Here is a 15,035-nt window from a genome sequence, read left to right on the forward strand (position 1 = left end):
TGCGGGAAAGCGCAAACTCCCTTGCGTGGCAGCAACACGCACGCACTTCCTGCGAGCGCTGTCGTGAATCGCCCCGGCCTAAGTAGACACCTGTGAGCCTCAAACTAGAGGTTAGACAGGAGGTGCGATGAGCGCGAAGAGATACACCGAGGAATTCAAGGTCGAGGCGGTCAATCAGGTTTTGGACAGAGGTCACAGCGTTGCCGAGGTCGCGCAGCGGCTGGGCGTGAGCCAACACAGCCTGTACCAGTGGATCAAACAACGACGCCAACCCGTGGCGCAACCGCAAGGGCAGGTATCGCCATCCGACGAGGTACGCAGGCTCAAGGCCGAGCTCAAACGGGTGACCGAGGAGCGCGACATCCTAAAAAAGGCCGCAGCGTACTTTGCCAAGCAGTCCGGGTGAGGTACGCCTTCATCAAGGCGCACGCGGGTCAATACAGCGTGCGCCGTCTGTGCAAGGCGATGTCGGTGCATCCCAGTGGTTACTACGCATGGCACGCAAATCCCTTGAGCCCACGCGCGAAGGACAACCAACGCCTGCTGGGGTTACTCAAGCAGGCCTGGCTGGAGAGCGGCGGGGTCTATGGCTATCGCAAGCTCACCTTGGACATGCGCGATTTGGGCGAGCGCTGCGGCAAGCACCGCGTGGCGAGGCTACTCAAGGCCGAGGGACTGCGTTCGCAATCAGGCTACCGTCGACGTCCTGCTGGGCGTGCCGGCAAGCCGGCGGCGGTCGCGCCCAATCACCTGCAGCGGCAGTTCACGGTCAACGGCCCGAACCAGTCCTGGGTGACCGACATCACCTATATCCGCACGCACGAAGGCTGGCTGTACCTGAGCGTGGTCATCGATCTGTGGTCACGCATGGTCGTCGGCTGGTCCATGGGGCAGCGCATCGATACCCAGTTGGTGCTGGATGCCTTGCTGATGGCACTATGGCGACGCCGTCCGCACCAGCAGGTGCTGATTCACTCGGATCAGGGGTGCCAGTTCACCGGCCACACTTGGCAGAGCTTCCTGCGCGAGCACAACCTGCTGTGTAGCATGAGCCGGCGCGGCAACTGCCACGACAATGCCGTGGCTGAGAGCTTCTTCCAGTTGCTCAAGCGCGAGCGAGTGCGGCGGCAAATCTATGTCACCCGGCAGCAGGCCAAGTCCGATGTCTTCAACTACATCGAGATGTTCTACAACCCAACACGGCGACATTCGAGCGCCAACGGACTATCGCCGGTAGAGTTCGAACAACGCCATTCCCAACGGCTCGCGGGTGTCTAGAAAAACCGGGGCGATTCAAGTCTCTCCCTATCCTTACGAGAGCTTTGAAAGCTTCATCTTTCGGCTGGCGGAGTTCAACGCGTTAGGCTCTGCTAGTGCCACGCTTCTCGCGCTTGGTGCGCATTGTCAGAGACCATCGCGCTATTGCTATAAACATCTCAGTGCGCTTCTCGGCATTGAGCCTGCCTCGTCGGCGGCGATGATACCAACAGCAGTTGATGGGGACCTTCACATCCTCGGAAACCAACTCTTGCGTGACCACCACATTGTTCGGTGCGCCAGTCGGTTTTGCCCGTTGTGTGTTTCTGAGCGCGGTTACGGTGCACTTGAATGGAGCCTTGCTCCGTTTGCCGTCTGTGCCGAGCACGGTGTCTATCTGATTGATCGCTGTGCTTGCAGACCAAGGGCGCCCCTGAACATGTTTCGCAATAGGTACTCCACATGTATATGTGGGGCTGACCTACGCAACGCCGCTGTGCTACCTGCGAGTTTCGCCGCGTGCAAACTTGCCAAGGAGATTCAGCGACGGTTTCGACAGGAGCCGGAAGAAAAATTGGATTGCGTGTTCCCAATATTGGACACGTGGCCCGAAGGCGCGCAGTTCGGCGATTTTCTCGACTTGATGATATGCCTTGGCAATCTCGCGCGTGGGCCGGGAGCGCTTAGCCGTTGCCTCAGTCATTCAGTGTATCGCTTGGACGTGGTTACTGCTTTGTTCGAGAATGCGGCGTACGTTCTTTCGAACTGGCGAGGTGATTTCGCGTCGGCCTTTCGTATCGCTAACGCCACCGTCGACGCGTCACGGGCTACATTGGATGACAAGTTCAGGCTGTTCCAGGCTAAGGCGGAGCAGTATTTACCTCCGCTGGTGTATCGGTGGCTGACGCTTCAGCGCTCGTAGAGAGCAGACGTTTTGGAGCGAGGCCGAGCATGCTAGATCTTGCTGTAGTTCCAACACCTTTTGAAGACGAAGACTTGCTCGGCTTTCTCGCTAGGTGCGCAAGCTCCAACGCGCTTACCGTGGCTGAGCTTGTAAAAGCGTTCCGATCAGCCTCCCAGACTGATACGCGGTCCTGGATTTGCGAAGCGGGGCATCCGTTTATTTGGGGAAACCAGTTCGCCGAGGTCCTGCATCCGAGCACCCGCCCAGCAAGGCCTTGGAGTTATCGGAATCGCAAGTTTTGTCCGCGTTGCATGATTGAGACCGGATACTGGCGAGCGAGTTGGTGTTTGACACTGGCGACCTGCTGCCCTCGGCATCGCATATGGTTTCAAGAGCGTTGCGGCAGCTGCGGCGCTACGCTCAGCATCGAGGCAATGCGATGCCTCGAATGTGACGTCTGTGGTCTGCCGCTTGCAGATGCTGATTTAGCCTTCCAGCCGGCGGGGCAGGAAGCGCTGTGGATCTCGCAGCAACTCGCTCTTCGGGTCTCTTGGCGTGGTGAGCATAGTAGCCACATTACCAACGATTTGACGTTGCCCGAGTTCCACGAGCTCGCCTTGAGATTCGGCGTTCGTGGGACCATTGCCAACAGGAACAAGCCCCTCAAATTGAGGAGTGCCGGCGCGCTGGCGGTTGCAATACCCATTGCAGAGGGAGCCGGCAAAGCGTTGATGAATTGGCCGCATGGGTTCGAGGGCATGCTTGACGCAATACGCGAGCAGCGACGCGACGCTTCCAGCTGGAAGATTCGCGAAGCCGTGGGGCCGATCTACAAGGACGTCTATCACTATCTCAAAGATCCACGCTTCGATTTCGTACGGACGGCTTTCGAGTCATACATCAGCGATCATTGGGAAGCACCGCTGGCATATCGGCATAGGAACATCGGACTACAACACGTTCGGAATCACACTTGGGTGCCCGTTTGCGAAGCAGCCAAGAGAAGTGGAGTAGAGCGAGCGCTGCTCACGCGCATGGCAAAGGGACGCGAGATACCGACGCGTGAGCAAACATACAGAAGCGGTAGATGTGCTCGAATCGTGAACCTTTCGATGGTGCGCAACTATGCCGGTCGAGTGCAACAGGCGATGACTGCCGAGCAAACTGCAGCGCATCTCGGAATCAGCCGCAAGCGCGTTCGGCAACTTCTTGAGGCGGGCCTGCTGGCTGTGCTTGGCGGTACTCCCAGGGCGGGTCAACGATGGTGGATTGACCCGATATCCTTGGACCGATGTGCGCATTCTGGGCGACAAATGGCAACGGAGCCAAAAAACTCCGTCTCGGTGACTCAGTTTGCGAAATGCAGCATCGCTAGTGCTGAGGGCTTTGTGTCGCTAATCGGTGCGATCCAGACCGGAGAGTTGTCTGTTTGGGTACCGCCAGGTTCCAAGCAAGAAATGGGGAAATGGCGCCTCAGTAAGGACGACCTCGCGAAATGGCGACCAGTTGCGGAAACAGCTGGAGCCTCGAGGCTTTCAGTCGGCGATGTAGCTTTGCAGCTTGGGGTGAAGTCGGAGGTCGCCTACGCACTAGTACGAGCGCGGCTCTTGCCAGCCACCACAGATCGTGCTGGTCGGCATACTGCCCAATGGGTGGATATCCAAGCACTGAGCAAATTTCGGGAGCAATATATTCTGGGTACTGAGTTGGCAACTCTGGCGAAAACGAGCCCGAAGAAAATGGCCCAGCGGTTGAAGGCATGCGGTATTCAGCCTATCGCTGGGCCTGGCTTCACGCCAACGTTTTGCCGACAGTATGTTTGGCAGCGGACTCCAGGCGTTCTCACTGCCGCCGCAACATCCCAGACATAGGGGGCCAGAAGCCGGACATTGCCGTGCGTCTCCTCGTGCACGAAGGCCGTCGCTCATGGGCCGAGAAGTCAGCGGACATTCCCACCCCATTGCTGCCGCTCGAAGTTTGATTGGCGACGTCGGCATCCAACGACGGACGAGGCTTTGGGGAGCGCTAACGGCGAGAGATATCCGCGTCAATGCGTTCGACCTAAACTGTGTCGGCCACATTTTGCCGCGCCTCTGGACGCCACCCTGCGAAAGACCACATAAAGTATTGGTCAGGGTAAGTTGACCGCGGTCACCTCGTTGGCGAACAACGTGTTGAGCACCCCCAACGACTTGTCGCTCATCGTCTGTGTAAAAAGGACTGCTAGACGGCGCTTTGGCCGAGAGACACTGACGTAGAAGAGGTTCCTGGCGCGGTTGAAACCTTTCTGGTGGGCGGCGGTCGGTTTCGTACCGGGAACCATATATTCGAGCATACGGGGCCAGTTGTAATGGTTCCAACCGCCGCCGAAGACGACGAGGACGTTCTCGAATTCTGCACCTTTGACACTATGCTGAGTGGCGAAGGGCGTGAAGCCATCGACAAAACGCACAAGGTTCACGATCTCCATATACTTCACGTCACGCAAGCGTCGATGGCGGTCAACAGAGGGCTTCTCAGGCTCACCAGCGGCCGGATCAAACGCTGCCATGTCCTCCTCACGACGAGTCACGTTGTCAGGTAAACGAGGTCGGCGCATCTTCTTCAGAAGGTCTAACACCTCGCCCACAGTGCCACTTTCGCGCAGAGTGTCGAGGGCTTTCATGTCATCTGCCCAAGCCTGCTTCTCTGAAGGTTTTTGCAGGGTGCCCGCCCGGCCAAGTACGTCGAACATCTGCCCGTACTTCTTCGCCTTGTACGCGCCACATGTTGGTTCTACGACTCTGCCAAGAAATTCCAGAGTCGCATCATCGAGCTTAGAGCCCGTTTGGAAATTCAAGGATGAGCGATTCTGCGCAGTAACAAGCCACTCATCGCGATATGAATCATGGCTTCCGATACGTCTGCCCGCTGTTCGTAGTCGCGTACGAGTCGACGCCAGCGAACCATCCATCCAAAGGTGCGCTCGACCACCCAGCGGCGCGGCAGAACGGCAAAGCCCGTTTGCTGCTCGTGCCGGCGCACCACCTCAACCACGAAGTCGAGGGTCGATGCCTTGTCCATCAGCGCTGTGCGGTCATACGCACCGTCAGCGAACAGGTGTTTTATGCCTGGCCAGCGCTTCTTCACCGCTTCCAGCACCGCCAGCGCACCCGTGCTATCAGCAATGTCCGCCGGTGTCAGGTTCACCATCAGCAGCCGTCCATCCGTGTCCACCGCGATATGCCGTTTGCGCCCGACGATTTTCTTGGCCGCGTCGTAGCCACGCTTGTCGGCCGAGGGCGCTTTGACTGTCTGGCTGTCGATGACGCCCGCACTTGGGCACGGCTGCCGCCCAGCCAACTCCCGGTCCAACATCAGCGCCACGTCGTGCAGCGTGCGGAACAGCAAGCGGCGCATGAGCCGACGAAACCACCAATACACGGTCTGCCACGGCGGGAAGTCATGGGGCAGCATGCGCCAGCCGCAGCCCGCCCGCACCAGGTACCGCAGCGCGTTGACCACCTCCCTCAAGTCGCACTCCCGGCGCCGACCTCGCACGGCGGCGCGGGGCAGCAACGGCTGCACAGCGACCCATTCGATATCCGTCAGGTCGCTTGGGTACCGCTTGGTCTTGCGACCCAGCTTCGCCTCGCGTTCTCGATGTTCTTTTTTCCACATCCCGCCTTTACACCACAACGGCGGGGAATTTTCAAACGGGCTCTTAGAAATGGCGTCTTGATGGGACTTGAAGATTTCAACGATTGAGGGGTAGCCTTGCTCGGCCGCGAGGGCAGCATGCGTCAGCATTAGAACTTTCGTGACGCCTGGGGAGAAGTCCCAGCCCTCATCCTGAAGTTGTTTGCGAAGCGCGGCGACGTAAGCGCGTGTGACTTCTGGCGGCGTGTCCAGTTTCGAGTGCGCAGTGTCAGTCCGCTCCCCTGTATAGCTGTTTGCATGGAACGCGCGCGCCTCACCCTGCGCTGTTTCATCATCAACGACCTGAGGCAAAGTAGGCCGAAGGCGGTTGAGCATGTCCACAACGGCTGGCACAGAGCGAAAATTCGAGCCCTTATCGATTCCCTCGACGTTGGGCAGTGCCGTCAGGTCGAAATCGTCCCGGTAAATAGTCTGCCAGTGATCCCCGAACAGGCCAATTAGAGGTCCCTTCTTGGGCTCCAGGAAGTGCGTCGCCAACGCAGCCATAAACTCGTCATTCGTGTCCTGGTATTCGTCAATGAACACTATCGGGTAAGACCCAGTAAAAATCTGCTGGAACTTCGGCATCGCCAGGAAGCGGGCCATTAGCTCTGGGATATCGTCGTGATAGAGAGTGATCCGGTCATCGTGAATGCCGAAATATCCGAGGTCGTATTCAATACGTCGGTTGCCGACACCGCCCGCTTCCGCGATCTTGTCTGCGTGCCTTTCGAGCTGTCCAACTTCCGTTCTGAGAACGGATTGAAACTGGCCCATGCAGCCCCAGCAGAACGCATGAATGGTTTCAACCAACACGGCCGGGTGCTCGTCAATCTCTTGCGAAATTTCGCGCTTTGCGACGTTCGTGTAAGTGATGCATGCAACCTTCTGGCCGCGACGCAAATAATCTGAGCCACGCTCAGAGATGAGCCGCTTAAGGGCTTGGACGAGGGAATAGGTCTTCCCGGCTCCTGCGCCGGCCTCGAGGCGAAAGCACTGATGATGATCAATGCAATGATTGACGCGCTCCTGCGCCTTCTGCGCGGCGTCAACCGCTGGACTCAGTGTTTCAAGCACCATGAGCCGCAACTCCTTCTGCAGGTGGGGCGGCAGGTGGCAGTGGCAGCGGTGCTGAATCCGCCAGCCAAAGCATGCCTTCATTGATGTACGCAGGCACCTTCCATGCGTCTTCGGAAAGACCGTACCTCAATGCGGTCTCGACCTTGCCCATATCTGCGGCAATGTCAAAGGAAAGATCACCCCAGTGGTCACCGTCCTTCAATGCAAAGAGCGTGGGGTTCGCGAGGATGAACGCATCTTCAAATGTGCGCGCGCAGAACTTCGATTCGGTTTCGTGAATCTGGTAAGCGACCCGCCGATAGCCCTGTACCTTCTCTTCTGGCGTCTTTGCTTTCAGAACATCCAGGGTGAGGGCCTCACCATCTTTGATCTTGAACCAATCGCGAAGAGTCGTGTTTAACGACCGCTCGCCCTGCGAGTACGGACACTTCACATAGCGACCTTTGTCGCCCATCTTTACGGCGTCAAGGTCCGTGATGACCAGTGTCCTCAACTCGAGAAAGTCGAGCAGCGGCGAGAAAATCTTCGCGTTCGCTCCGTCGACCTCCACTGTCGAGATGTACTGCTGCGAGAGCTTCTTGGACTCGTCTAGCGCCTCGTCAATGATTTGGAAGATGCGCGGCATCAAGAGGCGCTCGGTCGGACCTTCAATCAGAATGGCCTTGTCGGCGAAAAACAAGTCGCATTTCGTCAAGGTCATGTATCGATGCAGAAAGCTCCTGTCTGGCTCCTTGATCTTGTCAGCTCCTTTTCGGAAGTCCTTAATGACCGTGTGCCGTGTTGCCCCATCTGCGGATGGCTTGGCGAGGAAATAGCGGACTGCATCAAATGGGGCAGCGTTCGCGATGTGCGAAGAGTGCGTCGTGACGACAAACTGGACCGGCCATTCTTGATCTGGATACTCCGCCGAAAAGACCTGGACTGCTGCATTCAGTTGCTTGATGAAGACTTCCTGCATTTGCGGATGCAAATGGGCTTCAGGCTCCTCGATGAAGATCAGGTGCACTGCCGGTAGGGTCGGGTTCGTGCGAAAAGACTTGTGAAAACTCAGAAGCTGAAGAAGGATGTAGATCAGGTTTCGTGCGCCAAGACCGTTGTATCCCTCGGGGAGATGGACGCCATGAGCCCCGGTGTAGAAGACCTTCGTGTGCTCATTGAGGAGACTGACGACATTCAGTGCTGTCTCCGTACGCAAGTCCGGGTCATTGAGACCTGGATACCCGAAGCTCTTGATCTTCGGCAGCAACGCGGTGAGCTTCTCGTTGAAGCCCTCATGGATGTTTTTCTCGATGTTGGAGACAGCAGCCTTTAATTCTGCGGCAATCGCTTGGTCTGCCGTGGTTGCCGTGGCACTTGTCGCTGTTGTGAACAATGCCTCTAAGAGCTTCCCAAGGACATTGGGCTCGCCCCGCTTGTGTTGATCAAGGGATCTTTGCGCGCCCACAAGTCCGCACTGGAAAAGCTTACCGAGCTGCTTTAATTCAATGACGCGCTCGTTGGTCGAATCGTTGGGATCAACTGCCGTTACGTGATACTCATAGGCTTTCGGAACAACGTCTTTGAGGTTCTTGAAGAGATGAGCCGCGTCGTCTGCTCCTCCCTCCGGGACAGGTGGATCAAGCAGCAAAGCCAAGGCAGTCTGTGCGGGCCGATAGTCAATACGAATTTGGGCGGTCTTGCACCCGGGGTCGAGGTCGATCACAAATGGGGCGAGCGCACCAAGTTCGTCAGCCGGGTCGTAAGACACAAAGACCGTAGCCGAGATGACCGGCAATGCGGCGAGAACATCCTTCTCGTCCTGGCCTTCACGACGCAGTTGCTTGGCGGCGAGAAAGGCTTCTCTTCTCGCTGCCGAAAAGTCTTCCAGCCGCAGCTTCTTCGGCTCATCGCCGAGGACGTGCGCGAAGAACTCCGTGATGGAAGTTTTGCCACTGTTGTTGCGGCCGACGATCAATGTCGTCGTCCGTTCAAGCGACATCTCCGCACTCTGTAAAAGCCTGAAATTCTCGATCGCAATTTTTTCTATCCGCATGTTCCCATCTCCCCCCCTGATTGAGACCGTCATTTTTGTACTCGCCGAGTCAAATCTTGCCACTCCCGCGAGGGAATACGTTCTTTAGCTCCAGGAGGTGGCTTTACTCAAGCAGATTCTTAATGATCAGTGCCGTCTTCTTTAGCTCTGCCGAATCGAGGCCCCTGCCGTCCTCTTCGGTCGACGTAAAGAGCGTCTTGCCCTCAGCGAAGCCGTTCTTTTCGTACCAAGCTTGCTTCCACTCCCAGCCCCGCTTGTAGTCGGGGCGGCTGAGCATGCCGAGGTGCTCCCAGACGAGCAGGTCGCCGTCGGCGGTGACGAACGAGAAATCGGGGCGCAGGCGGCCCGCAGCGGTCGTCCCGTCGAGCACTCGCTCGTACTCGTAGGGGATACCGAGCTGGAACAGCATGTTCGCGATGACAAGCTCCGACTTGCTGCGCACCAGGTGGCCCTTCTCGGTCCGGTGGATCAGGTGCTCGGCGAAGGGCACAGTGTCATCGGCGGCGCGGATGACACTGTGGAAGATATTCGTGTTGCGCCGCGCGGTCTCCGAGCGTTCCGGACGCGTGAGGTCGAAGAGCACTGTCGCGTCGTCGCCCTCGATGAGGAGCACGAGCTGTTCACGCGAGCGCGTGAGCGCGGTGTACACCAGCTCGCGCGAGAGCAGCCTACTGTTCTTCGGCAGGATGACGAAGACCTTCTTGAACTCGCTGCCTTGCGCCTTGTGGACGGTGAGCGCATATGCCAGCTCGAGGGGAGCGTATCCGTCGGAGAACTGGTTGGGCCAGTAGTCGAACGTCAGGTTCGGCCGCCCGGCGAACACGCCCTTGAGCATATTTTTCACCTTCGACATCAAGGCGACCTCGCCGTTCGCGATGTAGTGTTCCTCGCTCGCGCGCTCGACCCAGTTGAACGCCCTGCGCCGTTGGTTCGTCGTCTGGATGACCTTGTCCTTGGCGACGATAGTCTCGTCGCCAAGGCTCACGCCCCAAAGCGTCGCTGCCGCCTCCAGCTCATTCGCGCGGAACTGCCGCTGCACCCAGCGATTCAGGTCGTGGACGCCGTGCGGGTGCATTCGGACCGGCGACAGGATCTGCCAGCGCTCGGAGCCTTCCGGCGCGTCGAATGGGACCCAACCCTTGTCGTCGAGACCGAGCGCCTTGTCGAATCCGGCGATGTCGCTCGGGCCGGTCAGCCCGAGGTGCCGCTGGAACGCCGCCAGGAGCTGTGCGCGCAGCTCGTCGGGCGTCTTCCACAACGCGATCTCGAGGTCATTGAACTTCTCGCCCAGCTCGAGGTCGCTAAGCATGCGGTCGGCGTCGACGGGCTGCTGCTCGCGCGTGAACCAAGACGCAAGACGGAGCGCGTCGGAGGCCGACGAGGACGCCGTTGCTGCCGCGCGGACCTCGACAGAGAGCCTGGCGAGCGCATTGCCAAGCGGCGTGCCGCTCTCCCCCTTCACGTCCGCAGTTTCGAGGTACGAGACGAGGTCGGCGAAGGGGCGCCCCACGCCAATGGGCGGGAGCTGGTTCGGATCGCCGACGAGGATGAGGCGCTGCACGTGCGCGAGGTCGAGCGCTTCGAGGACGGCGACCAGGTCGTCCATCGTGAGCATCGAACACTCATCGATGACGACCGTCTTCTCCTTCCGGTACTTGTCCTTGCCGTCGAACTTCGGCCGCTGGCGAGTGCCGTCGTAGCGACCAAGACGATGAAGGAACTGTGCGACGGTCATCGCCTCCGCGTTAGTCGCCTTGCCGAGGCGCACGCGCGCCTTTCCGGTCGGCGCGAGCAGCAGGATGCCATCCTTCGTGAGTGCGTCGGAGAGCATGAGCGCACCCATGACAGACGTCTTGCCCGTGCCAGCGCGTCCGACGAGAACGCTGAGACGCCGTGAGAGAAGCCGCTCGAGGGCGACGGCCTGTTCCTCGATAGCTTGCCGGTGGATCTCGTTCGCCTCGTCGAACTTGCCGCCCGCCTCGGAGATAGCTCTGACGAGCAGCTTCCGCCAGTCGCCCGTGATGGGCGTCGCAGCCTTCGCTGCACGCTTGCCGAGCACGGAGCGAAGGCGGTCCTCTCGGCCCTTCAACTCCGTGAGCTGGAGCGCTGCTGTCGGCACTCCTTCCGCAGCCGGAATGTCGATGAGTTCGACGACGCCGGCGAGCATTGAGCGGTTCGTGCTCGGCCAGTCCGAGCCGATGACGCACGGGTGAGCTAGGTCGAGAGAACCCGTTCGCTGCAGCGCTTCGGGCACGCTGAGGAGCGCGTCGCCGTTCTCCGATGCTTCACGTAGCACCGCGACCAGTGCTGCGCGCATGCGGCGCGCGTCGTTCGGCGAACCCACCTTCGACGGCGCCGGGACCGGGTGCATCGAGGCGATGGTCGCGTCGGGAAGCAGCCCGCGATCGATGACGCCGACGGACACCGGCGAGTCGTTCCAGTCGCCGAGGTCCACTTCGCTCATGCGGTATGGGTTCGCGAGGATCTCCTCGTCGGTCACCTTCGCGGCGCTGCCTTTGGCGCGTTCCTTCGGGTCGAACCAGCGGAGCGCCTGCTCCGAGGTGAGCGCGAAGCGCGAGAGAAGCTTGAGCAGGGCGCGGCGCTCGTCGAAAAGGTCCGTCCATGTCTCGCGGATCGCCTTCAGGTCCTCGGTGTATGCGGGCTGCGGAGCCTTCTGTTTGCCGCGAAGGATCGCGTCCACCGTCGGCCACGGGTCGGCGTCGGCCTTCACCGTTCCCGATGACCGCAGCTCCAGCGCAAGTGCCGTCCCTAAGCGCATCCCCAGCGCTTCGAGCACAGGGCCGAGCCCAGGGAACGGCCCACGGTCCTGCCACGCTTGGGCGATCTGCTGGTTGAGCCACTCCTCGCGACGCTCCCACGGGCCCTTGGCGATGCCGTGCACGCGGATCTTCCGCACCGATTCGAGGCAGCGCACCAGAGTCGAGAGAGCAATGTCTGCGGTGGCGAGTTCGGCGGCGTAGGAAAAGACCCGAATGTGTGCCGGGTCGGCGGGCACCGCGATCTCGCGAAGGAGTCGTTCGCGCCGCGCGTCCTCGACGGCGTCACCCGTGGGTTCCAGGTAATCGTGGTACGGGAGCAGGAATCCGTCCTCGCCATCGGGCCGGATTGTGTGGCGAATGAGCAGGTCCCACATCAGGTGCGTGGGCTTCTTCTTCGAGACGTCGAAGGCCTTCGGCTGTGAGACGTTGGCGATCCTTCCGACGCCCATTACCAGCCGCGAGAAGTTGTCGCCGAGCGGCTGCCCTTCCTTGCAGTAGAAGAAGACCAGCGAGCGCTCTGCCGTGAGCCGGCTCGTAAACAGTTTGAGGATTGCCGCCTGGCGCTCGCGCCCGAAGACCCACGGGCTATTGAACGGAGCTTCCTCGTCGAGGGGAAGCGGCGTGGGAAGTCGAGCGTCGATCGCCTCCTGTTCGCTTTTGAGCATCCACGCGAACGGCACGACGAACGTGGCGTACGATGGAATCTTCACCAACGTCGGCTTGAGGTGCCCGTGCGTGTCCTCGGCCTTCTTGATGCCCGCGTACGGGTGCACGAAGCGCCGGGCCCATTCCTCGTCGTTCATGAACGCGCCCGACTCCGCCTTGCAGGCAGGCAGCGCGTCAGACTCAAGCGTGCTCCATCGCTTGCCAGCGATCGCGTCTTCACGCGCGTCGTCGCGCTCCTCGCGGATGCGGTCGAGTGCGGCGCAGAACGAGTTGCACGATGGTTGGCGGCAGACCGACCCGTTCCAGCGGGAGTCGTGCCAGGCAACGCGTGCGGTCAGGTGGAACACTACCATTTGCTCTCCATGCGGCTAGCTATCGATTTGGACGGCAATTCTGCTTTATAACCCCGACCGTTGCCGTGAACATGCCAGCGCAGTCCCGGAGAAGGGGCTCCTTGCCTACGGCTTCAGCGACTATCGCCCTACTTAATTTGCACAAGAGTCCGCAACCGATCTCGGACGGAGTGCAGCTACCGGGCACCCTACTGTATGTGTCTACGATGCTCCATAGGCGAGTGCGTGGAGCGGTCGCTCCGGCCGCGATCAATCACCATCCGCCTTATTAACAAGGCGGCCTCCCAAGCACGGTGAAAGCTACTTCCATCGCACTAACTCTCCGCAGGTCAGTCGCGCCTCGGTATTACGAAGGAGATTAATTAAGAAAATTTTCCTTCAGAATTAATTATTTTTCACAATACACCACACACCCTGAATCGTGCCGCATTAGGCCTGTTTCGCATTCAAGTTTTACGAAGTTTTGCCGTAGGCCTGCTCTGTGAGTCAGTGCTGCGCTTTCGGGGGCTCACCTCTTGCCCCACGTCCATGCCAACCTCCGCGGACTCGTTGCTATGGGCTGGCTACCGAAGTACAACCGCAGCTTGTTGCGGCGGCGTGGCAAAACCAAGAGTCAGCCCTTGCCTGATAATTCTATCGCCAAAATTTTTGAGTAACGAAAGAAATGTGGATAGATTTTTCTGAGATACCTCCGGCAAAACAGCCTTCGCGCGATACAGAAGCGTTTGAAAAATTCGCCAAACAATTTCTCGAATCGATAGAAGGGTGCACCATCGAGAAAACGGTCGGACGCGGTGCTGATGGAGGTGTTGACCTGATTGCCGTGAAGGAAGGAGTTAGGTGGCTCGTCAGCTGCAAGCATTACCTCTCAACGTCGATTACTGCAGCAGCCGAAGAAGACCCCAAAGGGCGGCTGGAGGCTCATGGATGTCAAGTTTTTATTGGATTTTACTCAGGGTCCCCACACAATAGTCTCATCGCAAGATTGGAAGGCTTGGAACGAAATCACGCGACATTCAAATACGAGATATTTAATAACGAAGATATTGAGGGTCGGCTCTTCTCTGCGCAGAATGCCAAGGGCTGGATACTTTCGGCTCGATGGTTTCCAAATAGCTACGCCAGGCTATTTCATCAACTCGTTCACCCGGTTGATCACTTCACGCACGATCACCTAATTATTGACGACACCAAGGGAAAGCTATGGGCCGGCGACTTGCCGGTAGCGATTCATTATTACAGCGAGGAAGGAAAGAAGAGTGCCGCCAAATCAGCGATAATGAGCGCAAACGAGTACGCGACGTCTCGAGCCTTTGACGGGATTTTTGTCCAACGTGTCGCGCTGGTCGCGAATTTGTTGCCAGGTACATTCCTACGCCTTCGCTTCGTCAAGGATGATCTTGTGCGCAGCTTCGAAATTATTCCATCATGGGATTTTTCCATAATAGGTCGCTATCTGGCTGAGGGTCGCATGCGCCTAAGAGGGGTTTACAATCTCCTAACGGTATGGTCCTTCTGGGATGTGGAGAGGGCTGCGCCATTTGTTGAGGCGGCAAGAATGTTATGGTCTCTTCGAGACGAGAGTGGTGCTATCAAGCCTCTCAGCACTATCGAGGAAGTGTCTGAAGCGTACGAGGAAGAGAATGGGGTTGGAACCGCGAAAAACGGATCACAATGGACTGGCAATGTATTACGGCTAGGAGACTTGGCTGGCCGCGGAAATACGCACGAGCGCGGATTCTTCGCGGGGCTCCTCTGCTTTTGCCCTGGAAGTCTTCAATTCACCCTAGACAAGTATTCGACCATCGTGCGAATGGCAAGGGAGCTGAACGAGGTGACCGAGCTGGAAACGCGCATTGCTCAGGTTGTGTCGCAACTAAGCGGCGAAGATAGAAGCTATTTCTTGGGGCACGATGTGAGCCTGGTCGAGCAGCTGAAGTCAATTTCAATCATCGATATGGGCCACGAAAAATACATGCCTCAAATCCGCGCCGGCATGAAATGCTTTGCTGTGAATCCGCTGGAAATCTGGCTGCCGAAAATTTCAGATCCGGGAGCCGTCTCTAACATATTTCTCGCCTAACGGGCCTGAATAATGGGCGCTTAGCTATTTTTCACAAAAGGCGAAACATATTAAGACCTATAAGGAACCGTGCCTTCCCCATCCGGCAGGCGTCATCCTATGTAGTCACTTAAAGCGGTGCGGATGGACATTCTGCAACTTGCTACCGCTCAAGGGACGCGCCGTTGCGAATCAATTCGAACTCACGCACGAGGTCAGGCTG

Annotated in this window: 8 protein-coding genes and 1 pseudogene; 4 read left to right on the top strand and 5 right to left on the bottom strand. The window is 58.5% G+C overall.

Going from position 1 to position 15,035, the window contains the following annotated elements; all coding sequences use genetic code 11:
- Positions 1-127 precede the first annotated feature (127 nt).
- The 3 genes from GO999_RS00060 (at position 128) to GO999_RS00070 (ending at position 4,032) form a co-directional block, all read left to right on the top strand.
- Positions 128-1,278, top strand: a protein-coding gene (locus tag GO999_RS00060) for an IS3 family transposase (RefSeq protein ID WP_086005422.1) whose coding sequence is annotated in 2 segments (ribosomal slippage) — positions 128-371 and positions 371-1,278 — 1,152 coding nt in all. Because the reading frame shifts where the segments join, the coding sequence is not laid out codon by codon here.
- On the top strand, positions 1,271-2,179 hold the full coding sequence (locus GO999_RS25065) for a TniQ family protein (protein WP_211906427.1): 909 nt from the start codon (positions 1,271-1,273) through the stop codon (positions 2,177-2,179). The genes GO999_RS00060 and GO999_RS25065 overlap by 8 nt, the downstream gene beginning before the upstream one ends.
- A 416-nt stretch (positions 2,180-2,595) precedes the next feature.
- Positions 2,596-4,032 carry a hypothetical protein gene (locus GO999_RS00070; RefSeq protein WP_249215043.1) on the top strand — a complete coding sequence of 479 codons (1,437 nt, stop codon included), beginning with the start codon at positions 2,596-2,598 and terminating at the stop codon, positions 4,030-4,032.
- Positions 4,033-4,292: 260 nt separating this feature from the next.
- Here GO999_RS00070 and GO999_RS00075 read toward each other — a convergent pair whose 3' ends face one another.
- The 5 genes and pseudogenes from GO999_RS00075 to GO999_RS00090 all read right to left on the bottom strand — a co-directional run bounded on the left by GO999_RS00075 (position 4,293) and on the right by GO999_RS00090 (position 12,744).
- A complete protein-coding gene (locus tag GO999_RS00075; protein WP_211906429.1) occupies positions 4,293-4,895 on the bottom strand; it encodes a DEAD/DEAH box helicase in 603 nt (200 codons plus the stop codon).
- A 101-nt stretch (positions 4,896-4,996) separates the two neighbouring features.
- Positions 4,997-5,821 carry an IS5-like element ISRso1 family transposase gene (locus GO999_RS24525; protein WP_249215073.1) on the bottom strand — a complete coding sequence of 275 codons (825 nt, stop codon included), beginning with the start codon at positions 5,819-5,821 and terminating at the stop codon, positions 4,997-4,999.
- Positions 5,822-6,319: 498 nt separating this feature from the next.
- Positions 6,320-7,000 (bottom strand): annotated as a pseudogene (locus tag GO999_RS24530) (UvrD-helicase domain-containing protein); the annotation flags it as partial.
- Positions 6,909-8,951: an ATP-dependent nuclease gene (locus GO999_RS00085; RefSeq protein ID WP_211906431.1), complete on the bottom strand. Its 2,043-nt coding sequence runs from the start codon at positions 8,949-8,951 to the stop codon at positions 6,909-6,911. The pseudogene GO999_RS24530 and the gene GO999_RS00085, both read right to left, overlap by 92 nt.
- 103 nt (positions 8,952-9,054) lie before the next feature.
- Entirely contained in the window at positions 9,055-12,744 is a 3,690-nt protein-coding gene (locus GO999_RS00090; protein WP_211906432.1) for an ATP-dependent DNA helicase, read from the bottom strand.
- Positions 12,745-13,414: 670 nt separating this feature from the next.
- On the opposite strand from GO999_RS00090, the gene GO999_RS00095 reads away from it, so the two are divergent.
- Positions 13,415-14,833: a restriction endonuclease gene (locus GO999_RS00095; RefSeq protein WP_211906433.1), complete on the top strand. Its 1,419-nt coding sequence runs from the start codon at positions 13,415-13,417 to the stop codon at positions 14,831-14,833.
- Positions 14,834-15,035: the final 202 nt, after the last annotated feature.

Origin of the sequence: Ralstonia nicotianae (assembly GCF_018243235.1) — a bacterium.
In the GTDB taxonomy this organism is placed as follows: domain Bacteria; phylum Pseudomonadota; class Gammaproteobacteria; order Burkholderiales; family Burkholderiaceae; genus Ralstonia; species Ralstonia nicotianae.

Bases quoted from the DNA above. Each gene is read 5' to 3' on its own strand.
- GO999_RS00085 (WP_211906431.1), bottom strand. From the start codon at position 8,951: ATGCGGATAGAAAAAATTGCGATCGAGAATTTCAGGCTTTTACAGAGT.
- GO999_RS00070 (WP_249215043.1), top strand. From the start codon at position 2,596: ATGCGATGCCTCGAATGTGACGTCTGTGGTCTGCCGCTTGCAGATGCT.
- GO999_RS24525 (WP_249215073.1), bottom strand. From the start codon at position 5,821: ATGTGGAAAAAAGAACATCGAGAACGCGAGGCGAAGCTGGGTCGCAAG.
- GO999_RS00075 (WP_211906429.1), bottom strand. From the start codon at position 4,895: ATGTTCGACGTACTTGGCCGGGCGGGCACCCTGCAAAAACCTTCAGAG.
- GO999_RS00095 (WP_211906433.1), top strand. From the start codon at position 13,415: ATGTGGATAGATTTTTCTGAGATACCTCCGGCAAAACAGCCTTCGCGC.